Annotated in this window: 23 protein-coding genes and 1 pseudogene; 10 read left to right on the top strand and 14 right to left on the bottom strand. The window is 71.9% G+C overall.

The genetic code is table 11. The features are described 5' to 3' along the window. Positions 1-32: 32 nt before the first annotated feature. The 4 genes from manA to HF999_RS09440 all read right to left on the bottom strand — a co-directional run bounded on the left by manA (position 33) and on the right by HF999_RS09440 (position 4,387). Positions 33-1,274 carry a mannose-6-phosphate isomerase, class I gene (gene manA / locus HF999_RS09455; RefSeq protein ID WP_168545699.1) on the bottom strand — a complete coding sequence of 414 codons (1,242 nt, stop codon included), beginning with the start codon at positions 1,272-1,274 and terminating at the stop codon, positions 33-35. Further along, on the bottom strand, positions 1,274-2,443 hold the full coding sequence (locus tag HF999_RS09450) for a TobH protein (RefSeq protein WP_168545626.1): 1,170 nt from the start codon (positions 2,441-2,443) through the stop codon (positions 1,274-1,276). The genes manA and HF999_RS09450 overlap by 1 nt, the downstream gene beginning before the upstream one ends. Beyond that, positions 2,436-3,806: a phosphomannomutase/phosphoglucomutase gene (locus HF999_RS09445; protein ID WP_168545625.1), complete on the bottom strand. Its 1,371-nt coding sequence runs from the start codon at positions 3,804-3,806 to the stop codon at positions 2,436-2,438. Before HF999_RS09445 ends, HF999_RS09450 begins: the two co-directional genes overlap by 8 nt. Before the next feature lie 107 nt (positions 3,807-3,913). Beyond that, positions 3,914-4,387 (bottom strand): DUF3499 domain-containing protein, encoded by a 474-nt coding sequence (locus HF999_RS09440; RefSeq protein ID WP_168545624.1) that lies wholly within the window; start codon positions 4,385-4,387, stop codon positions 3,914-3,916. Between the two features lie 102 nt (positions 4,388-4,489). Between HF999_RS09440 and HF999_RS09435 the strand changes: the two genes are divergently transcribed. Beyond that, positions 4,490-4,990, top strand: a complete 501-nt coding sequence (locus tag HF999_RS09435; protein ID WP_168545623.1) for a metallopeptidase family protein — start codon at positions 4,490-4,492, stop codon at positions 4,988-4,990. 9 nt (positions 4,991-4,999) lie between these two features. Here the strand turns inward: HF999_RS09435 and HF999_RS09430 are convergent, their stop codons facing one another. Next, positions 5,000-5,326: a WhiB family transcriptional regulator gene (locus HF999_RS09430; RefSeq protein WP_068575139.1), complete on the bottom strand. Its 327-nt coding sequence runs from the start codon at positions 5,324-5,326 to the stop codon at positions 5,000-5,002. A 377-nt stretch (positions 5,327-5,703) separates the two neighbouring features. Between HF999_RS09430 and cofD the strand changes: the two genes are divergently transcribed. The 3 genes from cofD to HF999_RS09415 are packed head-to-tail and all read left to right on the top strand — an operon-like array spanning position 5,704 to position 8,703. Next, positions 5,704-6,750: a 2-phospho-L-lactate transferase gene (gene cofD / locus HF999_RS09425; RefSeq protein WP_168545622.1), complete on the top strand. Its 1,047-nt coding sequence runs from the start codon at positions 5,704-5,706 to the stop codon at positions 6,748-6,750. After that, the gene (locus HF999_RS09420) at positions 6,747-8,141 is read left to right on the top strand and encodes a coenzyme F420-0:L-glutamate ligase (RefSeq protein WP_168545621.1); all 1,395 of its coding nucleotides are present in this window, start codon (positions 6,747-6,749) and stop codon (positions 8,139-8,141) included. Before cofD ends, HF999_RS09420 begins: the two co-directional genes overlap by 4 nt. A gap of 4 nt (positions 8,142-8,145) precedes the next feature. After that, positions 8,146-8,703, top strand: coding sequence for an NUDIX hydrolase (locus HF999_RS09415; RefSeq protein WP_168545620.1), 558 nt, complete (start codon positions 8,146-8,148; stop codon positions 8,701-8,703). A 42-nt stretch (positions 8,704-8,745) separates the two neighbouring features. Here HF999_RS09415 and HF999_RS09410 read toward each other — a convergent pair whose 3' ends face one another. From HF999_RS09410 to hutC, 3 genes are all read right to left on the bottom strand, one after another. Then, positions 8,746-9,222 carry a MerR family transcriptional regulator gene (locus HF999_RS09410; RefSeq protein ID WP_168545619.1) on the bottom strand — a complete coding sequence of 159 codons (477 nt, stop codon included), beginning with the start codon at positions 9,220-9,222 and terminating at the stop codon, positions 8,746-8,748. Positions 9,223-9,229: 7 nt separating this feature from the next. Further along, a complete protein-coding gene (locus HF999_RS09405; protein WP_168545618.1) occupies positions 9,230-10,078 on the bottom strand; it encodes an SDR family NAD(P)-dependent oxidoreductase in 849 nt (282 codons plus the stop codon). A gap of 77 nt (positions 10,079-10,155) precedes the next feature. Further along, positions 10,156-10,902: a histidine utilization transcriptional repressor HutC gene (gene hutC / locus HF999_RS09400; RefSeq protein ID WP_168545617.1), complete on the bottom strand. Its 747-nt coding sequence runs from the start codon at positions 10,900-10,902 to the stop codon at positions 10,156-10,158. Positions 10,903-11,071: 169 nt separating this feature from the next. Between hutC and hutU the strand changes: the two genes are divergently transcribed. From hutU to hutG, 4 genes are read left to right on the top strand one after another with little or no spacing between them, the layout of a single operon-like run. Further along, positions 11,072-12,748: a urocanate hydratase gene (gene hutU / locus HF999_RS09395; protein WP_168545616.1), complete on the top strand. Its 1,677-nt coding sequence runs from the start codon at positions 11,072-11,074 to the stop codon at positions 12,746-12,748. A 27-nt stretch (positions 12,749-12,775) separates the two neighbouring features. After that, entirely contained in the window at positions 12,776-14,218 is a 1,443-nt protein-coding gene (locus tag HF999_RS09390) for a purine-cytosine permease family protein (RefSeq protein WP_168545615.1), read from the top strand. Next, a complete protein-coding gene (hutI, locus tag HF999_RS09385) occupies positions 14,215-15,381 on the top strand; it encodes an imidazolonepropionase (RefSeq protein WP_168545614.1) in 1,167 nt (388 codons plus the stop codon). The genes HF999_RS09390 and hutI overlap by 4 nt, the downstream gene beginning before the upstream one ends. Then, positions 15,378-16,346 (top strand): formimidoylglutamase, encoded by a 969-nt coding sequence (hutG, locus tag HF999_RS09380; RefSeq protein WP_168545613.1) that lies wholly within the window; start codon positions 15,378-15,380, stop codon positions 16,344-16,346. Before hutI ends, hutG begins: the two co-directional genes overlap by 4 nt. Here hutG and glgC read toward each other — a convergent pair. Then, on the bottom strand, positions 16,306-17,532 hold the full coding sequence (gene glgC / locus HF999_RS09375) for a glucose-1-phosphate adenylyltransferase (protein WP_168545612.1): 1,227 nt from the start codon (positions 17,530-17,532) through the stop codon (positions 16,306-16,308). The genes hutG and glgC overlap by 41 nt on opposite strands. 168 nt (positions 17,533-17,700) lie before the next feature. On the opposite strand from glgC, the gene glgA reads away from it, so the two are divergent. Further along, entirely contained in the window at positions 17,701-18,882 is a 1,182-nt protein-coding gene (gene glgA, locus HF999_RS09370; RefSeq protein WP_168545611.1) for a glycogen synthase, read from the top strand. A gap of 31 nt (positions 18,883-18,913) precedes the next feature. On the opposite strand, the gene HF999_RS09365 is transcribed toward glgA, so the two are convergent. The 4 genes from HF999_RS09365 to HF999_RS09350 form a co-directional block, all read right to left on the bottom strand. Then, positions 18,914-19,777, bottom strand: coding sequence for a putative RNA methyltransferase (locus HF999_RS09365; protein WP_312854078.1), 864 nt, complete (start codon positions 19,775-19,777; stop codon positions 18,914-18,916). A 76-nt stretch (positions 19,778-19,853) separates the two neighbouring features. Then, on the bottom strand, positions 19,854-20,021 hold the full coding sequence (locus HF999_RS09360) for a DUF3117 domain-containing protein (protein ID WP_068532479.1): 168 nt from the start codon (positions 20,019-20,021) through the stop codon (positions 19,854-19,856). A 111-nt stretch (positions 20,022-20,132) separates the two neighbouring features. Further along, a complete protein-coding gene (locus HF999_RS09355) occupies positions 20,133-20,453 on the bottom strand; it encodes a DivIVA domain-containing protein (protein ID WP_168545610.1) in 321 nt (106 codons plus the stop codon). 7 nt (positions 20,454-20,460) lie between these two features. Continuing rightward, the gene (locus HF999_RS09350) at positions 20,461-21,639 is read right to left on the bottom strand and encodes an erythromycin esterase family protein (RefSeq protein WP_168545609.1); all 1,179 of its coding nucleotides are present in this window, start codon (positions 21,637-21,639) and stop codon (positions 20,461-20,463) included. A gap of 64 nt (positions 21,640-21,703) precedes the next feature. Here HF999_RS09350 and HF999_RS09345 point away from each other — a divergent pair, with 64 nt between their 5' ends. Next, complete coding sequence (locus HF999_RS09345) at positions 21,704-22,399, top strand: MerR family transcriptional regulator (protein WP_168545608.1); 696 nt, start codon at positions 21,704-21,706, stop codon at positions 22,397-22,399. A gap of 34 nt (positions 22,400-22,433) precedes the next feature. On the opposite strand, the pseudogene HF999_RS22965 reads toward HF999_RS09345, so the two are convergent. Continuing rightward, a pseudogene (locus tag HF999_RS22965) lies at positions 22,434-22,508 on the bottom strand (transcriptional regulator); the annotation flags it as partial. Between the last annotated feature and the right edge of the window lie 8 nt (positions 22,509-22,516).

The raw sequence follows: 22,516 nt of genomic DNA, 5'->3' as shown, positions 1-22,516 counted from the left end.
CCCGATCGCCCCATCGGGGGCGATCAGTCGGCTCAGTGCCCGCCCACCAGCGTCCGGAAGAACTCCGCCGCCGGTGAGTGCGCGCTGACCACCACGCCCGGATCGGACGCGGCCATCCACAGGCCGCTGCCCGCCGGGACATCGATCACCCGGCCCGCACTGCGCACCGTCACCGTCCCCGACGTGACCACGAGCAGCTGCGGGCCGCGTGCGTCCAGCTCCACCGACGCGGCGCGCTTGAGCGCCGTCCCGTCGAGTCGCACGCGGGAGACCCGGAACTCGGGCGCCGGCGTGGAGAAGATCACCTCGGGCCCGACGGTCGAGGTGCGGGGCGCCAGGTCCGACGGTGCGCGCGGCGTGAAGTCCAGCACGCGCAGCAGCTCCGGCACGTCGACGTGCTTGGGCGTGAGGCCACCGCGCAGCACGTTGTCCGAGTTCGCCATGACCTCGACGGCGACCCCGTTGATGTACGCGTGCAGGTTGCCGGCCGCGAGGTACAGCGCCTGCCCCGGCTCCAGGACGATCCGGTTGAGCAGCAGCGCGGCCAGGACACCGGCATCGTCGGGGTACCGCTCCCCCAGCGTCAATGCGAGTTCCGCCTCGCCCTTGAACGCGGACGCGCCGCTCTCCAGGTAGCGCACGCACCCGGCGAGCACCGCGGGCACGAGCACCGCGAGCGCGGGCTGCGGCAGCGTGATCCACGTGGTCACCAGGGCGCGCAGGCCCTGCGAGTCCGGTTGGCCGGCGAGTAGGCCCAGGTAGCCGTCCAGCTCGGGGACGGCCAGCACGCGCAGCAGTTCGACGGTGACGGCCGGGTCCCGGAAGCCGGCGAGCGCCTCGAACCGGCTGAGCGCGATGACGACCTCGGGCTTGTGCGCGGCATCGCGGTAGTTGCGTTCGGGCGCGTCCAGCGGGATGCCCGCGGCGTTCTCCCGGGCGAAGCCCTCCTCGGCCTGCTCCCGTGACGGGTGCGCCTGCAGCGAGAGCGGCTCGTCGGCGGCGAGCACCTTCACCAGGTAGGGCAGCCGGTCCCCGAACTCGGCGCGGCACGCGGCCCCGAGCTGTCCGTCCAGGTCGGCGCCGATGGCGGACAGCAGATCGCCGCCGGACCCGTCGCCGGCACCGTCGTACAGCGTGGCCGGGTCCGCGGGGTGCGCCCCGAACCACAGCTCCGCCTCGGGATGGTTCGACGGAACGGACCTGCCCTGCATGGTCGCCAGGACGGTCCGCGAGCCCCATGCGTACGGGCGGACGACACCCTCGATCCGCTCCATCACGCCTCTCCCGTCAGGCGCCGGTAGACCGACGCGAGATCGAACCGTACCGCGAGCGCCAGCAGCTCCTGCGCATCGGCGCGCGGGCCCGCCGTGTCGGGCGCGCGACGCGCCCCCTCGTCCACGGGCAGCGGCTCCACGTCGGGCAGGGCACGCAGCCGGGCCTGCACCATGGGCGCGCGCTCCTCGATGGTGACCACCAGGACCCGCAGCGGCGTCTGCGCGGCCGGGCCGTCCAGGAACGGGTCGTGGAAGAGCGCGTCCGACCCGCTCAGCGCGCCGCCCCGCGGTGCCGCGGCCAGTTCCGGCACGGCCAGCTCGACATCGGCGAGGCCGACCGCGGCGACCACCTGACCGCCCAGGGTCAGCGCCTGGGAGGCCGCGTGTTCGGCCACCGCGAGCCCCGCGGCCGTGTCCGCGGTCAGCGCGATCCGGCGGCCCGCCATCCGCGCCGCCAGTCGCTTCGCGGGGTTGGACTCGACGTCGCGGTCGGGTGCGCCGCGCAGCGCCTCGTCGTCGAGCGTGTCGGCGAGGGCGAACAGGAAGCCCTCGCCCGGCGCGGCCGACCGGTCGATACCGGCGATCCGGCCGAGCACCGCGAGCAGGGCCGCGGCGACACCGATGAAGCCGAAGCGCTCCGGCACGCGCAGGCGGGGCGAGAGGTCGACGGTGCGCCCCGCCGCGGCCTCGGCGACCGGGCCCTCGAGCGGAACAGCGACGACGACGGTCGCGCCGCGCCGCGAGGCCACGGCGATCGCGCGCGCCAGCACCAAGTCTCCCGCGTCGAACCCGCAGACCACGACCACGTCGAGTGCGCCCACCCAGGGCGGCAGTTCGGTCGAGCGCACGAGCGGCACGTCGAACCGGCCGGCGGTCAGCGCCTCGACGAACCCGGCCGCGGCGGCGGCCGGACCTGCCCCGCACACCACGACGACCGCGCGCGGGGCGATGCCGTCGAGCGGGTCGAGGGCACCCTCGTCGACGGCGGCGGCCACGGCGCGCGCCTGCGCGCCCGCCAGGGCCGCGGCCCGCAGATGTCCGCCCACGTCGGCCGCGATCAGACCCGCCGGATCATCGAGATCGGTGAGCCCGTTCGGTCCGCTTCCGGCACCGATGATCTCGGTCACGGCTTCCTCCCGTCCCAGCAGCGCGACAGCGCGATCAGGCACGTACGATCGCCAGGATCCGCTCGGTCAGTGCGCGCACCTCGTCCGGTGTCGCGGCTTCGACGTTCAGCCGGAGCAGCGGCTCCGTATTGGAGGCGCGAAGGTTGAACCAGGCGCCCGAAACCAACTGTACCGTCACGCCGTCCAGTTCATCGGTGCTCCGGATTTCGTCTGCGAAAGCATCGAGTACGGCGCGCGTGCGCTCCGCCTGGTCAGCCACCGTCGAGTTGATCTCGCCCGATGCGGCGTACCGGTCGTAGACCCCCATCAGGTCCGAGAGCGGCTTGTCCTGTTCGCCGAGCGCGGCCAGCACGTGCATCGCCGCGAGCATCCCGGAGTCGGCGCCCCAGAAGTCGCGGAAGTAGTAGTGCGCGGAGTGCTCTCCGCCGAAGACGGCACCGGTCTCGGCCATCTGCGCCTTGATGAACGAGTGGCCCACGCGGGTGCGGACCGGGGTGCCGCCGTTCTCGACGATGATCTCCGGCACCGCCTTGGACGTGATCAGGTTGTGGATCACGGTGGAACCGGGGTGCCGGGCCAGTTCCCGCTCGGCGACCAGCGCCGTGACGGCCGACGGCGAGACCGGCTCGCCCTTCTCGTCGACGACGAAGCAGCGATCGGCGTCACCGTCGAACGCGAGGCCGATGTCGGCACCCTGCTCGAGCACGAACCGCTGCAGGTCGACGAGGTTCTTCGGGTCCAGCGGGTTCGCCTCGTGGTTGGGGAAGTCGCCGTCCAGCTCGAAGTACAGCGCGCGCACGTCGAGCGACTCGACGGGGCCCAGCACGGACGGCACGGTGAACCCGCCCATCCCGTTGCCGGCGTCGACCGCGACGCGCAGCGGGCGCGAGCCCGACAGGTCGACGAGGCCCCGCAGGTACGCGCCGTACTCGTCGAGCACGTCGCGCTCCGTGAGGCGGCCGGCGGCACCGTCGTACGACGGGACGCCGTTGGCGACCTGCTCGGTGATCACGCGCAGCCCGGTCTCCTGCCCGACGGGCTTGGCGCCCGCCCGGCACAGCTTGATGCCGTTGTAGGCCGCGGGGTTGTGAGAGGCGGTGAACATGGCGCCGGGCCGGTCGAGCAGGCCGGAGGCGAAGTACAGCTCGTCCGTGGAGGCGAGGCCGATGAGGGTGACGTCGACGCCCTGGGCGAGGACGCCCTCCGCGAACGCGGCCGACAGCGAGGGCGAGGAGTCGCGCATGTCGTGGCCGACCACGGCGGCGGTCGCGCCCTCGCCGCGGATCAGCGCGCCGAAGGCCGCGCCCACGTCGCGCACGAAGGCCTCGTCGATCTGCTCTCCGACGATGCCTCGGACGTCGTACGCCTTGATGACGGCCTGCACGGACTCCAGCGTTCGAACCACGCTCGACGACCTCCTGTGAACGGCGTGCGGGAGCCCGGCGGCCCCCGTAACGGACGCCCCACCCTATCGGCAATCGGGCCGGGCCCGGCATCCGACGCGGGCGACTCTCAGTCGACGGGGTCCGGCAGCACCCGGAGATGGCCGCGGCGGCCGGTCGGGGCCGCGTGCTTGGGACCACCGCTGCCGGGCGGAGCCGACGGGGCGGGCGGCACGTCGTGCACGGGGCGCATGGCACCGATGGACGGGAGGGACCGGAGCGGGCCGTCCGACGGTGCCGGGTCGATCCGGACGCGATCGCGCGCGGCGCGCTCGTGCACGGTGTCCGCCAGGGCGGTCAGGTCGTCGTCCAGGGCGGTGTTGCCCACCGAAGCCGCACTGTAGGTGGGCAGGTTGCGGAGCATCTCCCAGCCGCGGGGCGCGGTGGTGCGGCCGGCATGGAACTCGCAGAGGTCCCACGCGTGCGGTTCGGCGGTGGTTCCCAGGGGGCCGAGCACGGCGATCGACTGGCGATAGTCGAACGTCAGCGTCGCCACGGCGTGGTTCCTGCAGCCGGGGCGGCAGCACTGACGGACGGAGTTCACAGGAGAAAGGTTAACCCGTGGCCCGTTGGGCGCGCTCCCGACACACCGCACGACCGTGCGCGACGGCCTCGATCGGCGACCTCCGCCTACACTGAGAGCATCATGAGAGCGAGGAGACCGGCGTCGGACAGCGGCGCGCAATTGCGCCGCCGGGTCGCGAGGGATCGGCGCGGACACGGCCTGCGCGGCCCCCTGGTGCCACGCGGGCTCCCGGCGCACCGCAGCCGGTCGCAGAGCTTCGACGAGGTGGTCCTCGACGCCTTCGCCGAGATCGACGGGCTCTGGCACGAGCGGTTGACGGACCTCGACATCGCGGTGGACGACGTGCCCGGGATCCTGCCGCACGACCCGGACTCGGTGTCGTGGCCCGAGGAGGTGGAGGCCGACGGGCCGATCCCGCTGGCGCGCATGGTCCCCGCCGGCATCGACCGACGGGGCAATCGCACGCGCGCACGGTTGATCGTGTTCCGCCGCCCACTACAACGGCGAGCCAAAACGGAGGCCGATCTATTGGAGGAGATCCTCGCGATCCTGGTTCACCAGATCAGCGGGTATCTCGGCGTGACCGAGGAGACGCTGCTCGCCGGCCCCGACGCGCTCTGACCCGAACGGTCAGATGATGCCGCGCTTGAGCTTGCGGCGCTCGCGCTCGGACAGGCCGCCCCAGATGCCGAAGCGCTCGTCCTTGGACAGTGCGTACTCGAGGCACTCGTTGCGCACCTCGCAGCCCAGGCAGATGCGCTTGGCCTCGCGGGTGGAGCCGCCCTTCTCGGGGAAGAACGCCTCAGGATCCGTCTGCGAGCACAGTGCGCGGTCCTGCCACTGGTCCTCGACAGCCTCGTAGAGCTCCTCGAAACCCGTGGGCACCAGGCTCAGGTGCGCACGGCTGGACCCACCGGAGAAGCTTCCGAACGGTTCACGATGAGCGTCGATCGTCACCGGCCCGCCTCCCTCGTTGCTTTCGTGGTGTTCGATGGTGGTTCTCTTCACGATGTGCCCGCCGCGAGCAATCACGCCGCGCTGAATGACACGGTTGTGATTACACACGTGCAAAGCCGCCACGTCAAGCTGAACCGGAAAATTAGCTAATACCACCTGGATGGCCCGAACCCGGGCCTCGACACGTGGTTGAGATGTAATCCGCGTCACACTCCGCAGATCTGACCGGCTCGGCGACCGAGGTCGCCCCGCACCGTCCATCATGCCACTCGGAACACCTCGGTCCCCAACCTCCGAGGTCATCGCCCACCGGGCGCCCGAGGGCCCCGCGACCCCGTCGGCGGCGCGTCCGCGCGGCGACCACTACCCTCGGTGAGGTGAAGGTGACGGTGCTCGTGGGCGGTGTCGGCGGAGCGCGATTCCTCGAGGGCGCGCGGGAACGGTTCGGGGTCACCCCCTTTCCCGAGCGGGACGGCGCATCCCCCACCGACGGTGCCCCCGGGAACGGGGGCGACACGGTGACGGCCGTGGTGAACGTGGGCGACGACGCGTGGATGCACGGCGTGCGGATCTGCCCCGACCTGGACACGTGCATGTACACCCTCGGCGGCGGCATCGACACCGAGCGCGGCTGGGGGCACCGGGGCGAGACCTGGAACGCCAAGGAGGAACTGGCGAAGTACGGCGCCGATCCCGACTGGTTCGGACTCGGCGATCGCGACCTGGCGACGCACCTGATCCGCACACAGATGCTCAGCTCCGGTTACTCGCTCACGGATGTCACCGCCGCGCTGTGCAACCGCTGGCAGCCGGGAGTCCGCCTGCTGCCCGCCACCGACGGCCGCCACGAGACGCACGTCGTCGTCACCGACCCGGATTCGACGGACGGCGCCAAGAAGGCCATCCACTTCCAGGAGTGGTGGGTGCGCTACCGCGCGGACATCGAGACCTTCGGCTTCGCGCAGGTCGGCGGCGCCGACGGCGCGGGATCCGGGAAGGCGCAGGCATCTCGGGCGGCGATCGCCGCGATCGAGGACGCCGACGTGGTCTTCCTCGCCCCCTCGAACCCGATCGTCTCGATCGGCGCGATCCTGTCGGTGGGCGGCATCCGCGCCGCGCTGCGCACCACGCGGGCGAAGATCGTGGGCGTCTCCCCCGTCATCGGCGGGGCGCCCCTGCGCGGCATGGCCGATCGCTGCCTGGAGGTCCTCGGGATCGAGACCAGCGCGCAGGCCATCGGCGAGCACTTCGGGGCGCGCAGCGGCAACGGCATCCTGGACGGCTGGCTGGTCTCGAACGACAACGGGGCCGACGCGGCCGTCGACATCCCCGGCCTGCCGGTCGCCGCGGTACCGCTGCTCATGAGCTCGCCGCAGGCGACCGCCGCCATGATCGACGCCGGCCTCGAGCTGGTGGGCCTGTGAGCGCCCGGCCCGGGGCCGAGCGCGGGGCACCGTCGCGACCCGAGCGCGACCACGGCGCACCGTCGCTGGAGATCCTGCCGGTGTTCGGCGTGCCCGAGGTGACCGAGGGCGACGACATCGCGGCGCTGCTCGCCGCCGCCGCGCCATGGCTCGCGGACGGCGATGTCGTGGTCGTCACCTCGAAGGTCTTCTCCAAGGCGGAGGGCCGGGTCCTGGCGGCACCGTCGGACCCGGACGAGCGGGACGCGTTCCGGCGCAGGCTGATCGCCGAGGAGGCGGTGCGCGTGCTGGCCACGAAGGGCCGTACCTGGATCACCGAGAACAGGCTGGGGATCGTCCAGGCCGCGTCCGGGGTCGACGCATCGAATGTCGCGTCGGACACCGTCGCCCTGCTCCCCGAGGACCCGGACGGCAGCGCCGCGGCCACCCGGGCCGGTCTGCGGGAGCGGCTCGGCGTCGACGTCGCCGTGCTCGTCACGGACACCATGGGCCGCGCGTGGCGCACCGGCCAGACCGATGCCGCGATCGGCGCGGCGGGCATGGAGGTGCTGCACGGCTACGCCGGCGCGGTGGACGCCTACGGCAACGACCTGGTGGTCACGGAGATCGCCGTCGCCGACGAGCTCGCCGCCGCAGCGGATCTCGTGAAGGGCAAGCTCGGCGGCGTCCCCGTGGCCGTGGTCCGGGGCTTCGCCGTCCGGCCACCGGCGGAGGGCTCGCCGCTGGCCACCGCCCGCGGCCTGGTCCGCCCCGGTGAGGACGACCTGTTCCACACGGGCGTGGAAGCCGCTCGGCGGCAGGCGCTCCTGGTCCGGCGGTCGGTGCGCTCCTTCTCCGACGAGCCCGTCCCCGAGGGCGAGATCCGGGAGTCCGTTGCGGACGCCCTGACGGCCCCTGCGCCGCACCACACGCATCCCGTGCGGTTCGTGTGGGTGCGCGACGAGCAGCGCCGCACGGCGCTCCTGGACGCGATGAAGGACCAGTGGGCGGCGGACCTCTCGGGCGACGGCCGCACGGCCGACTCCGTCGCGAAGCGGGTCCGGCGCGGCCAGTTGCTCTACGACGCCCCGGAACTCATCCTCCCGTTCATGGTTCCCGACGGTGCGCACGCCTACCCCGACGCCCGCCGCACCGCCGCGGAGGAGACGATGTTCACCGTCGCCGTGGGCGCCGCGGTCCAGTCGCTGCTGGTCGCCCTCGCCGTGCGCGGCATCGCGAGTTGTTGGGTGGGTTCGACGATCTTCGCCGCCGACACCGTGCGCGAGGTGCTCGCCCTGCCCGAGGACTACCGGCCCGCCGGCGCGATCGCCGTCGGGTACCCGGCCGATCCGTCGGTGCTGTCCGTGCCGCGGCCGCCGCTGCCGCCCGGCGAGATGCTGATCGTCAGGTGACCCAGTGACTTTCGCCTCCCTGCACGCCTCCGCCGTCGATCTCCTCGCGCGTTTCGACGCCCGCACCGGCTGCGACGACGCCCTGCGCCACACCGTGCTCGCCTTCCTCGACGCGCAGCCGAACGCGTGCGCCCGCGCCAACGTGCCGGGCCACATCACGGCGTCGGTCGTGATCCTCAATCAGGACCGCACGCACGTGGTGCTCACGCACCACCCCCGGGTCGGCGAGTGGCTGCAGCTGGGTGGGCACTGCGAGGACTCGGATTCGACGGTGCCCGCGGCCGCGCTCCGCGAGGGGCACGAGGAGTCGGGGCTGGCCGATCTCGTGCTCGACGCGGACCTGCTCACGCTGCACACCCACCCCATCCGCTGCTCGCTGGGGGTGCCGACCCGCCACCTGGACCTGCGGTTCCGCGCCTTCGCCGTGGGCCCCGGAACCCCGACGCTCGCGATCAGCGAGGAGTCGAACGACCTGCGCTGGTGGCCCGTCGACGCCCTCCCCGAGTCGGCCGAGCGCACCACCGTGGCCCAGCAGGTGCGCGCCGCCCTCGCGCGGGACTGAGCGCGGCCCGCTCGCCCGCGCCGATGACCTGCCTGAGCCCCGTCAAAGCCCCTGCCCGCGACCGTAGACCGCGATCTTGTACTCCGTCGCGGCGAGGGACAGCGTTAGCTCGCGCAGACGGCGTCGAATCGTGTCGCGATGCTCGATGAGCATGTCCAGCCGCTCCTGGACGGAATCGTCACCGACCTCGACGAGATCGATGTAGTGCTGCAGGTCGCGCATCGGCATGCCGGACAGTCTCATTCGCGTGATGAACACCAGCCGGCGTTGCGCCTCGGCATCATAGACCCGATGCCCCGCGGAATCTCGATCGACAGTGATCAGTCCGGCTCGTTCGTAGTAGCGGAGCGAATGCGCGGACAGGTCGAGCATCTCCGCCACCTCCGTAATGGACCTGACCGGCGGGTCCTCGCCCGCGGCGACCAGCCGGTGAATCACCTCGACGGAGGTCGTCCCGTCGATCTCCGCGTATTCATCGACCTCGCGCAGTACACGCGCCATCACATCGTCCGTCGCCATCGCCTCGTCACGCTCCTATCGCGGGATAGTCTGCGGAGCGGGCCACCTCGGCCCATTCACGCACATCGTCGGCCGCGGTTGCGTAGGCCCGCGCCAGCCGGTCCACCGCTTCTGCGCCGATCGGCAGCCGGAGCGGAACCTGCTCCGATCGAACCACGTCACCGATGATCCGGGCAGCACGTACCGGATCGCCCTCCTGAAGTCCGTCCGCCGTCGTGAGATCGCGCTGGACGGCGCCGACGGTTTTCGCATACACGTCCGATGACGAGGCCACCGCCAGCGAGTGCGCAGTATTGAAGCCTGTTCTGAACCTGGACGGCTCGACCAGAAGCACGCGGATTCCGAACTCCGCCACCTCGGCCGCAAGCGCCTCGGACCACCCCTCGAGCGCGAACTTGCTCGCCGAGTACGCCCCCACACCGGGAAACGACAGGCGCCCACCCTGGCTACTCATCTGCACAATCGTTCCCGTCCGACGGTGCCGCATACCCGGCAGAGCAGCACGGGTCAGCGTGGCCGCCGCGAAGAAGTTCAGTTCGAGCTGTTCGCGCAGCTGCGCCAGGTCCAGATCCTCGGCGGACCCGCTTATGGCGCGACCAGCGTTGTTGACCAGCACGTCCACTCGCGACCGCCGAATCGTTGCCACGAGCTGCTCGACCATCGGTTCGACGCGCAGGTCCGCTGCGATCACGTCGATGCGGCCGGGATGTGTCGCGACGAGATCGGCCACGGATGCCGGATCACGGACGACGGCGACCACCCGGTCACCACGCTCCAACGCGTCCTCCACCAAGCAGCGACCGAAGCCCTGCGAGGCACCGGTGACCAGCCAATTCAATGCCTTGTTCGATGTCATGCCCGCGACGCTAGGGCTTCGAGTGCGCTCGAACGCAAGGCGCGGATCACGCGGTCCAGTTCGCGGCCTGAGCCCCGTCAGATCGTGAACGTGCCCTCGAGCCGGCTCCGCGACCCGGGATGCACGAGCCGCGCGACACTGACCAGCCCCTGGGCCGACCAGGTCTTACGCACCATCACCAGGCAGGGTTCACCGCGGGGGATGCCCAGCAACTCGCACTCCCGCTCCGTGGCGAGGGCCGCCTCGATGACGTGTTCGCCGCGCGTCAGCGGCGCGATCCGACTGAGGTAGCTGTTCGGCGTCTCGGCGGTGAAGTCCTGCGCCCCGTAGTCGGGCACGAGCGCCGGGTCGACGTAGCGATCCTCGACCTGGATCGGCTTGTCGTCCTCCGAGTGCACGAGCAGCGAGTGGAACGCCGGGCCGAGCCAGAGCCCGTGCGGCTCACCGGCGGGCTCCTCGCGCACGAACTCGACCCGGATGCCGTGGCGGTGGCCGCGTTGCTGCACCTCATCGGCGATGTTGCGCACCTCGAACAGCGGCGACGAGCTCTTGGTGGGCGCGACGAAGGTGCCGACCCCGGCCATCCGGACCACCAATCCCTCCGCCGCGAGATCACGCAGCGCCCGGTTGACGGTCATCCGCGCGAGCCCGAGGGCACCGACCAGACGGTTCTCGGACGGGAGCCGGAATCCCTCCGGCCAGTCCCCTGACTCGATCTGCGCGCGCAGGACCGTCTTCACCCGCTCGTAGGCGGGGGTGGCGACGGTTCCGGCGGCGGCGACGCGGCCGGCCAGCTCGGCGTCACTGAGGGGGTCCTGGGGCATCTGTTCTCCTGCCGGCGACAGTGGGGCGCTTGCCCCCGAGTCTAGCGGAGCGAGGGTGTTCAACCTCTTGACAAGGGGTTGACTAGACAGCACTATACAATTACGCAGTGAGCTCGATCACCATCCGAGCCGGCCCCGCCCTCCGGCGCCGAAGAGAACAGGAACCGCGATGACCACCACCGACCGCTCCCTCCCGGGTGCCCGCCCCGTCCGCGCGCCGCGCGGTAACGCACTCACCACCCTCGGCTGGCAGCAGGAGGGCGTGCTCCGCATGCTCATGAACAACCTCGACCCCGAGGTCGCCGAGCATCCCGACGGGCTCGTCGTCTACGGCGGCACCGGCCGCGCGGCACGCAGTTGGGAGGCGTTCGACGCGATGGTGCGAACCCTCAAGACCCTCCGGTCCGACGAGACCATGCTGGTGCAGTCCGGCAAGCCCGTGGGCGTCTTCCGCACGCACGAGTGGGCGCCGCGCGTGCTGATCGCGAACTCGAACCTCGTCGGGGACTGGGCGAATTGGGAGGAGTTCCGCCGGCTCGAGGATCTCGGCCTCACGATGTACGGCCAGATGACCGCGGGTTCGTGGATCTACATCGGCACGCAGGGGATCCTGCAGGGCACGTACGAGACCTTCGGTGCGGTGGCCCGCAAGCGATTCGGTGGCACCCTCGCCGGCACCATCACGCTGTGCGCCGGGATGGGCGGGATGGGCGGCGCGCAGCCGCTCGCCGTCACGATGAACGACGGTGTCGCGATCTGCGTCGACTGCGATGTCACCCGGATCGACCGGAGGATCGCGCACCGGTACCTCGACACCAAGGCCGACGACATCGACCACGCGCTGCGGTTGGCCACGCAGGCGCGCGACGCCCGGACCCCGTTGTCGATCGGCCTGGTGGGCAACGCCGCCGAGGTGTATCCGAAGCTGCTCGAGATGAGCGCCCCGATCGACATCGTCACCGACCAGACCTCCGCGCACGATCCCCTCGCCTACCTGCCCTTCGGGATGGACTTCGCCGACATGGCGACGATGGCCACGAAGGACCCGCAGCGGTTCACGGAGGAGGCCCGCGACGCGATGGCCGCCCAGGTGGAGGCGATGGTCGGCTTCCAGGATCGCGGCGCCGAGGTCTTCGACTACGGCAACTCGATCCGCGACGAGGCGCGTAAGGCCGGCTACGACCGTGCCTTCGACTTCCCCGGCTTCGTGCCCGCGTACATCCGCCCGCTGTTCGAGGAGGGGCTGGGCCCCTTCCGATGGGCGGCGCTGTCGGGTGATCCGAAGGACATCGAGGCCACCGACCGGGCGATCGTGGAGCTCTTCCCCGACAACGCCCATCTGCGCCGCTGGATCGAAATGGCCGGGGAGCGAGTGGCCTTCGAGGGCCTGCCCGCTCGCATCTGCTGGCTCGGATACGGCGAGCGGCACCGCGCCGGCCTCAAGTTCAACGAGATGGTCGCCAGCGGCGAGATCTCCGCCCCCATCGTGATCGGGCGCGACCACCTGGACTCGGGCTCGGTCGCCTCCCCCTACCGCGAGACGGAGGCCATGGCCGACGGTTCCGACGCCATCGCCGACTGGCCCCTGCTCAACGCCCTGGTGAACACCGCCTCGGGCGCCAGCTGGGTGTCGATCCATCACGGCGGCGGCGTCGGCATGGGGCGCTCCATCCACGCCGGCCAGGTCTGCGTGGCGGACGGCACCGAACTCGCCGCGCAGAAGATCGACCGGGTGCTGCACAACGATCCGGGGATGGGCGTGATCCGGCACGTGGACGCGGGCTACGAGCACGCGGCAGCGGTGGCCGCCGAGCGCGGCGTGCGAATCCCCATGCGTGAGAACTGATCCGCGGACCGACGGAGGGAACCCACGATGTCTGCAACGAACGCCAAGGCGCCGCTGCGGGAACGGCGCACGATCGATGTCGTGCCCGACTCCGAGCGACACGGCACGCCGCGCAGCCAGTTCACGCTGTGGTTCGGAGCCAACCTGCAGATCACCGCGATCGTCGACGGTGCGCTGGCCGTCGTCTTCGGCGCGGACGCCCTGTGGGCCATCGCCGGACTACTGCTCGGCAACATCCTCGGCGGCACCGTCATGGCGCTGCACGCCGCCCAGGGGCCCCGCATGGGTATCCCCCAGATGATCTCCAGCCGCGCGCAGTTCGGCGTGCGCGGTGCGGCGATCCCGCTGGTGCTCGTGATCCTCATGTACCTGGGGTTCGCGGCCACCGGCACGGTCCTCTCGGGGCAGGCGATCAACCGGCTCCTCGGAGTGGACCGGCCCGCCATCGGGATCGTCGTGTTCGGAGTGCTGACGGCGATCGTCGCGATCGTCGGGTATCGCTTGATCCACATCCTGGGACGGTGCGCCACGATCATCGGGATCGTGGGCCTGGCGTACCTCGTCGTCCGGCTGTTCACCACCTACGACGTGGGAACGGTCGTCGGCGTCAAGGGATTCGACCCGGTCACGTTCCTGCTGGCGGTCTCGCTCGGTGCGGGCTGGCAGCTCACCTTCGGACCGTACGTGGCGGACTACTCGCGGTACCTCCCCCGGTCGACCTCGGAGCGGGCCACGTTCTGGGCCACGTTCTGCGGCAGTGTGATCGGCTCGCAGCTCTCGATGACCTTCGGCGCCCTGGTCGCGGCGTGCGCGTCGACGTCCTTCCTGGGCGACCAGGTCGGCTTCCTCGGCGACCTGGCCGGGCCCGCGATCGCGGCGCTGGTGGTCTACCTCGTGATCGTGGTCGGCAAGCTGACGGTCAACGTGCTCAACGCCTACGGCGGGTTCATGTCGGTGCTCACCACCGTCACCGCCTTCGGTGGCGGGTCCCGGATCTCCTCGCTCGCCCGCACGCTGTACATCGTGGGCTTCGTCGCCGTCTCGGTGTTCATCGCGCTCGCGGCCAGCGCCGACTTCCTGGAGAACTTCAAGAACTTCGTCCTGGTCCTGCTGATGGTGTTCACGCCGTGGAGCGCGATCAACCTGATCGACTACTACCTGGTCTCCCGCGAGCGGGTGGACATCCCCGCGCTGTACTCGGCCTCCGGCCGCTACGGGGCCTGGCGCTGGGCCGCGCTCGTGTCCTACGCGGCGGGCGTGCTGATCCAGATCCCGTTCCTGGCCCAGAAGATGTACACCGGCCCGATCACGAATCTGCTCGGCGGTGCGGACATCTCCTGGATCGTGGGCCTCGTCGGCACCTCGCTGATCTACTACCCACTCGCCAAGCGCACATCGTGCGCGCCGGACGCGATGATCTATCCGGCACAACCCGGGACCGCCGACGCACCGCAGGCGGGTGCCCGATGACCACGACTCTCGTCACCGACATCGCGACCCTGGTCACGAACGATCCCGAGCAGGGCTCCGGCGCGCTCGGCGTGCGACGCGACGCCGCCGTCGTGTTCGACGGTCCCACGGTCGCCTGGGTCGGCGACGCCTCGGCGGCACCCGCGGCGGACCGGGCCCACTCGGTCGCGGGCCGCACGGTGCTGCCCGGCTTCGTCGAAAGCCATTCGCACCTCGTCTTCGACGGGGACCGCGCCGAGGAGTTCGCCGCGCGGATGGCCGGCAGGCCCTACGCCGCGGGCGGGATCCGCACCACCATCGCCGCCACCCGCGCCGCCTCCGACGAGGTGCTCTCCGCCACGGTCGCCCGACTCGTGCACGAATACCGTCGCAGCGGCGCCACGACCGTCGAGATCAAGGGCGGATACGGTCAGAGCACCGCCGACGAGTTGCGCGCCGTGCGCATCGCGGGCCGGTTCACCGAGGAGGTGACGCTCCTCGCGGCACACGTCCCGCCACCCGAATACGAGGGTCGCGCCGCCGATTACGTGGACATGGTGGTGCGCGAGATGATCCCGGCATGCGCACCGCACGCCCGCTGGATCGACGTCTTCTGCGAGAGCGGTGCCTTCGACGCCGAGCAGTCCCGGGCGGTGCTCGAGGCGGGTGTGGCGCACGGCCTGATCCCCCGGGTGCACGGCAACCAGTTGGGCCGCGGGCCCGGCGTCGCTCTCGCGGTCGAGCTCGGCGCGGCGTCGGTGGACCACGTGACGCACGTGAGCGCCGCGGACGTGGACGCACTGGCCGATTCGCGGACCGTGGCGACCCTCCTGCCCGGTGCCGATTTCTCGACGCGCAGTCCGTATCCGGACGCGCGAGCGCTGCTGGACGCCGGGGTCACGGTGGCCCTCGGCGCGGACTGCAATCCGGGCACGAGCTACACCACGAGCCTTCCGTTCTGCATCGCGATCGCAGTCCGCGACCTCCACATGACGCCCGACGAGGCGGTCTGGGCCGCGACCGCGGGCGGTGCGGCCGCACTGCAGCGCGACGACATCGGCGTCCTCCGCCCCGGCGCCCGCGCCGACATCGCGGTCATCGACGCCCCGTCGTACATCCATCTCGCCTACCGCCCCGGCGTCCACCTCATCAGCGACGTGTTCGCGCAGGGAGTCCTCCAATGAGTCTGCGCCCCGCCCCCGAGTGGACGGGCCGGATCGACGGGGCCGGCGACGAACACCTGCGCTGGCACAGCGCGGTCCGGCCGTTCACCGATGCACCCGGGCCGGGCGCCGTCGTCGTCGGATTCGCCTCGGATGCGGGGGTGCGCCGCAACCACGGGCGCCCCGGGGCCGCCGACGGCCCCGACGCGCTGCGGGCGGCGCTGGGACCGCTCGCGCTGCAGCAGCCGCTGTCGATCGAGGACGCGGGCACCGTCGTCGTGGGGGGTGACGCGCTGGAGGCGGGCCAGGCCCTCCTGGCGACGACGGTGACGACGGCGCTCGACGCGGGCCGGCTCCCCGTCGTGCTCGGGGGCGGGCACGAGGTGGCCTACGGCACCTACTGCGGGTTGGCCGCGTCCCGGATCCGTTCGGGGCGGAAGGTGGCGATCGTCAACCTCGACGCGCATTTCGACCTCCGCGAGGCGGACCGCGCCACCTCGGGAACCCCGTTCCGGCAGATCCTGCTGGAGGAACGCGCCCGCGGCGCCGAGGTGCGGTACGCCGTCGCCGGGATCGCCCGGACCGGAAACACCCGCGCGCTGTTCGACACCGCGACCCGGCTCGGGGTCACCCACCTGCTCGACGAGGACTGCACGCACGAGCGGACGATCGACTTCGTCGACGAGGTGCTGGACTGGGCGGACCTCGTGTACCTCACGATCGACCTGGACGTCCTGCCCGCGGCCACGGCCCCCGGGGTGAGCGCCCCCGCCGGGCTCGGGGTGCCGCTCACGGTGGTCCACGCCGCCGTCCGCCGGGTCGCGGAATCGGGCAAGCTCGCCGTGGCCGACGTGGCCGAACTCAATCCGGCCTACGACATCGACGCCCGGACGGCGCGCACCGCCGCCAGGCTGATCGACACCATCGTGACGACGTCCTCGCGAACTAACCGGCGCCACCGATCCGGATGCCCTTGCCGACGGTGACCACACCCCCCGCCGAGACGTTGAAGCGGTCGCGTTCGCGGTCCAGGTTCACGCCCAGGATCTCGCCGCGGCCGACGACGACGTTCTTGTCGAGGATCGCGCGCCGCACCACCGCGCCCGGCTCGATCCGCACACCCGGCATGAGCACCGAGCCCTCGACGGTGGCACCGTCGCCGATGGTGACATTCGCGCCGATGACGGAGTTGCGCACCGTGGCACCCGAGATGATGCTGCCGGCGCCCACCATCGACTCCTGCGCGAGTCCGCCGCGGGCGAACTTGGCCGGGGGCAGGTTGTCGTTCTCACAGCGGATGGGCCACTGCCGGTTGTAGAGGTTGAAGATCGGGTACACCGATACCAGATCCATGTGCGCGTCGTAGAACGCATCGATGGTGCCGACGTCGCGCCAGTAGCCCGCGTCGCGTTCGGTGGCGCCCGGAACCTTGTTGTCGCTGAAGTCGTAGACCGCCGCCTCGCCCCGGGCCACGAACGCAGGAATGATGTCGCCACCCATGTCGTGGTCGGAGTCCGGGTTCTCGGCATCGGCGATGATCGCCTCGACGAGCGCCTGCCGGCTGAAGACGTAGTTGCCCATCGACGCGAAGGTGACGTCCGGATCGTCGGGCGTGCCGGGCGGATCCGCGGGCTTCTCGAGGAACTGGGTGATGCGCCCCGCGTCATCGGACTCGATGCAACCGAAGGCCTTCGCCTCGGCCCGCGGCACGCGGATGCCGGCCACCGTGACCCCGGCACCGGACTCGATGTGCGCCTGCACCATCTGCGACGGGTCCATCCGGTACACGTGGTCGGCGCCGAAGACCACGATGTAATCCGGATCGTCGTCGGTGATGAGATTCATCGACTGGTAGATGGCGTCGGCACTGCCCGTGAACCAGCGCTTGCCCACCCGCTGCTGCGCCGGCACGGGCGTGATGTATTCACCGCGGAAGCCGAACATGCGCCAGGTCTGGCTGATGTGTCGATCGAGCGAGTGCGATTTGTACTGGGTCAGTACGCACAGGCGCTGGTACCCGGCGTTGACCAGGTTCGACAGCACGAAGTCGATGAGGCGGTACGAGCCGCCGAAGGGCACTGCGGGCTTCGCGCGGTCCGCGGTCAGCGGATACAGGCGCTTGCCCTCGCCGCCGGCGAGGACGATTCCCAAGACACGAGGCTGGTTGCTCACGGGGTCCACGCTAACCCCATTCCGGGCGCACGTGCAGTGTTCTGCGACAGTGCATCCGAACGCACTGCAAAGCACAGACGTACGGGCGGACAACCACAGACGAACCGCAGCATCCGCGCTGCACGGAACATCCCACGGACCGGCACCGCAGGCTCTAGCGTGGACGCCATGCGCGTAGCGATGATGACGAGGGAGTACCCACCGGAGGTCTACGGCGGGGCGGGCGTGCACGTGACGGAGCTCGTCGCCCGACTGCGCGACCTGTGCGAGGTGGACGTGCACTGCATGGGCGCCCCCCGGCCCGATATGGACGACGTGACCGTCTCCGACCCCGATCCCGCACTGGCCGGTGCCAACACCGCCCTCGAGATGTTCTCCACGCAGCTGCGCATGGCGAACCTCGCGGCCGGGGCCGAGGTCGTGCACAGCCACACCTGGTACACGGGCCTCGCCGGGCACGTGGCCGGGCAGCTCTACGGCGTGCCGCACATCCTCACCGCGCACTCGCTGGAACCGCACCGCCCGTGGAAGGCCGAGCAGCTCGGCGGCGGCTACCGCCTCTCCAGCTGGTCCGAGCGCAACGCGGTCGAATACGCCGACGCGGTGATCGCCGTCAGCCGGGGCATGGCCAAGGACGTGCTCGAGGCCTACCCGAATCTGGATCCGGGCCGGGTCCACGTGGTGCTCAACGGGATCGACTCGCAGGTCTGGCACCCGGCGCCGACCTTCGGCGAGGACTCGCCGCTCGTCGAGCGGCACATCGATCCGGACCGGCCGATCGTCGCCTTCGTCGGCCGGATCACGCGGCAGAAGGGCGTGAAGCACCTCATCGCGGCCGCCCACCGGTTCGATCCGGACGTCCAGCTGGTGCTCTGCGCCGGCGCGCCCGACACCCCAGAGATCGCCGCGGAGACGGCGGACGCGGTGGCCGCGCTCGCCGAGTCGCGTGACGGGGTGCACTGGGTCCAGGACATGCTGCCCACCCCCAAGGTGCGTGAGATCCTCAGCGCCGCATCGGTGTTCGTCTGCCCATCCGTGTACGAGCCGCTGGGCATCGTCAACCTCGAGGCCATGGCGTGCGGCACCGCCGTCGTCGCCTCGGACGTGGGCGGCATCCCCGAGGTGGTCGTCGACGGCGAGACCGGCACGCTGGTGCACTACGACGAGGCCGACACCGCCGCCTTCGAGGCGGACCTCGCCTCCGCGGTCAACGCACTCTGCGCGGATCCGGCCCGCGCCGCCGCGTACGGCGCCGCGGGCCGTGCCCGCGCGGTCGCCGACTTCAGCTGGGAGTCCATCGCCGCCCAGACGCTGGAGGTGTACCGGCACGCGCTCGCGGCCCGCGCCTAGCGCCCGGTCCCCCGGGGCCGACGGTGCCCCGCTACCGCAGGCGGTAGACGCTGACGGTGCCCGACGCCGTCACCGCTGCGGTGCCGGACGCGGTGAGCCGCCCGATCGCCGCGGCGCGATCCTCCGGCGAGCCGTGATGCGCGCTGGGCCCCATCGCGACGAGGTCCGTCGCGGCGGCGGCCGTGAGCTCCATGATCCACTCGTGCTTCTCGCGGGAGAGCAGCTCGAAGTCGTGCAGCGCACCGTCGAGCCTGGCAACCTTGCCCTCCTCGACGGAGATCATCCCGAGCGGCTCGACCAGCTGCCGGAGATGATTCGGGCCCGGCGTGAGCACGACGAGTCGCCCGCCGGGCGCCAGCACGCGCGCGAACTCCGCGGCGTTGCGCGGCGCGAACACCGAGAGGACGGCGGCGACGGCACCGTCGGCGATGGGCAGTCGCGCCCAGCCGTTGGCGACCACCGCGCCGATCCCCGTCCCGCGTCGCGCCGTGCGCCGGGCGGCGGGCTTGGACAGGTCGAGCCCGATGCCGGTGCCCCCGGCCCCGGTGTCGGCGCGGGCGGCGCACACCCGCGCCAGATAGGCGCCCTCCCCCGCGCCGCAATCCAGGACCGGACCCGGCGGGGCGTCGGCGGCGGCCGCCGCGACCGCGGCGTGGAACTGTTCGTAGTGCCCGGTCGCGAAGAAGCGCTCGCGCGCGGCGATCATCGCCGCGTCGTCCGCGATGAGGCCGCTCGCGTCACCGGCGAGCAGCGAGACATAGCCCTGGCGAGCGATGTCGAAGCCGTGCCCGCGCGGGCACAGCAGGGTCCCGCCGTCGGCCTCCAGCTCGCCGCCGCAGTGCGGACAGGCGAGAGCCGGCAGGACCGCGGTCAGACCGGGCGGGACGTGCACCACCGAATACCCCCGAAAAGCGGAGATCCCGCGCGGTTCGCACCGCACGGGATCTACAGAAACAGCAACTCCACCGATGTCACGACGTGACGCCGCGCAGCTCCTCGCCGAGGGCCGCAGCCTCGTCCGGCGTCAGCTCCACCACGAGTCGTCCACCACCCTCCAGGGGTACGCGCATCACGATCCCGCGCCCCTCCTTGGTCGCTTCCAAGGGGCCGTCCCCCGTACGTGGCTTCATCGCCGCCATCCGTTGCTCCCTTCAGATCCTTCACCCGCCCCGAGCACGCCCGAACCGGGTCCGCTCCACATTCTAGCCTGTGCGCTGCGGCGATCGGCGCGGACTCGGGCGACGGCCCCGCTAATCGCCTCCCTCGGAGCCCTCCGGGACGGCCGCCGGGGGCCCCTGCTCCGCGGCGAGACGCGCCCGCAGGACGTCGATCTCGCGTGCCAGGCGTTCGAGCGCCCAGTCCACCTCGGCGGGCTTGTACCCGCGTACCACCTGTTGGAATCGGAGCGCGCGGACGTCGGCGCCCGCCACGTCGTCCGCGGGGAGCACCGTCGGCGTGGCGCCGGTCTCCAGCGGCGGAGTCTCGTCGCCGCGCCCGAACACGAGCGCAGCGACGCCGTACAGGACCGCGGCCACGGCCAGCAGTCCCAGGGCGTACAGCACGATCACCATGGGGCCATCATGCCCGAACCTCCCGCAGGAAGAGGACACCGTCGGCCTCGGCCGGCCGGTCCGGGTCGAGCGGGAAGTACGCGCCGCGCGTGTCGCGGTCCGCGCGCCGCACCGCGCCCCGCAGCCGCTCCCGGAGCTCCGGGCCGCGGTACAGGCGGGCCGGGACGTCCTGGGTGCGGAACAGCTCCCCCTCGACGGTGCCCGGTCCCGGCTCCGCCAGACCGTGCGCGGGCGCCGCGCCGATCGCCATGGCCACGAACCGGTACCCGTCGCCGAGCCGCGCCGCGACCTGCGCCCCCGCGCTGAACCACCGCACCGGGTGCGGGCCCATCCACATCTCGCTCGCGCCGCGCTGCAGGTGCAGGTTGTGCGCGAGCACGACGGTGCCGCCCCGCTCCGCCTCCCGGCCCGCGATCGCCAGCAGGTTGCGCCCCATCATGGCGTCGCGATGCGCGCTGAGGCGCCCGAGGCGATCGGGCGTGTCGGTCGCCATGATCGCGTGGTACCGCAGCAGCCCGACCGCGGTGCGCGCGTCGGCGCGCAACCGCCACCCCGCGTCCCCCGGCCCGGCGAGCTCGGGCGCGCGCTCCTCGAGCAGGGCGCACAGGTCGTCCGCCAGGACGCGCAGCCGCTCGGCGTCGACGGTGCGCCCCACGCCCCGGTCCGCCTCGTACATCGCGCGTTCCTCGGTCCACCGCGCGTCGTCGCCGAGCAAGTCGTCGAGGGCGGACTCGGCGGGGACGTGCGCGCCGAGGTCGGCGAGTGCGGCCCGCAGCCGCAGCAGATGCTCCCGCGGACTCGGCGCGGCTGCCATCTCCATCGGGCCGTCGAAGCCGTAGAACCGCACCGGCGACTCCAGGTCCCGGTTGATCTCGCGAAGCCGGACCAGCAGCTCCCGCGTCGCGTCCAGTCGGTGCAGGTAGGGATGGCTGAGGCCCTCCTCGAGCACGCGCTCGAGAGCGAGGTCCGCGCCGGCCAGGTACTCGTCGACCAGGGGCGCGCGGTGAAATTCGGACTCCACGGCGATCGAGCGGTAGCCGCCGCGCAGCACCAGGTCCTCGACGACCGCGTTGCGGGCGCGGAGGATCTCCTCGGAGCCGTGCATCGGCTCGCCGAGGGCGAGCAGGCGGGTCGCGGTGGGCAGGGCGTCGAGGAGGTCGACCAGGTCGACGGGGTGGTGATCCATTCCTTCAACGGTATCGTTGAACACTCCATTGATACTTCCAGTCGATCAACCCCTGAGAACAGCCATGAACCCTCAACCAGTGCTGCGCCCCGTCGACCTCGCGCGGCCGCACGGGCTCTCCACCCAGGCGATCCGCAACTACGAGGAGCAGGGGATCCTGCCTCCGGCCGCGCGCACCCCCGCGGGCTACCGGGCGTACACGCAGGCGCACCGTCTGGCCCTCGACGCGTTCCTCGCACTGGTCCCCGGGTGCGGGCACGCGCGGGCGGGGCAGATCCTGCGCGCCGTGCACCGGGACGACCTCGACACCGCCCTCGCCCTGCTCGACGAGGCCCACGCGGAGGCGGCCGAGGATCGCCGGACCTTTCGCCGCGTGCGCGCCGCGCTCGACGGCCTCGATGATCCCGAGGACGACCCGGGGCCCGCACTGCTCGTCGGCGAGGTCGCCGGGCTGCTGGGCGTGGTGCCCGCAACGCTCCGCACGTGGGAGCGCGCGGGGATCGTTCGGCCGCAGCGGGACCGGGCCACGGGATACCGGGTCTACCGGGCGGCCGACCTCCGCGACGCCCGCATGGCGCAGCAGCTCCGCCGCGGCGGCTACGGCCTCGCCCGCATCGCGGAGCTCACCGGACGCGTGCGGGACGCGGGCGGTGTGGAGCCGTTGCGCGAGACACTGGACGGCTGGCGGGCGTCCCTGGCCCGACGGGGCCGCGCCCTCCTCTCCGGTGCCGCGGCACTGGACGCGCTCCTGTCCTCGTGAGGTCTGCGGGTGTCGGGCCCGCGATCCGCCGCAGCGCGGCGAGGTGGGACTGGAAAGCCGTGCGCCCCTGTGCGGTCAACGACAGCCAGGTGCGGGGACGCTTGCCCACGTAAGTAC

The sequence above is a fragment of the Tsukamurella spumae genome, assembly GCF_012396015.1.
In the GTDB taxonomy this organism is placed as follows: domain Bacteria; phylum Actinomycetota; class Actinomycetes; order Mycobacteriales; family Mycobacteriaceae; genus Tsukamurella; species Tsukamurella spumae.
This window is presented reverse-complemented; position numbering and strand designations above follow the sequence as displayed.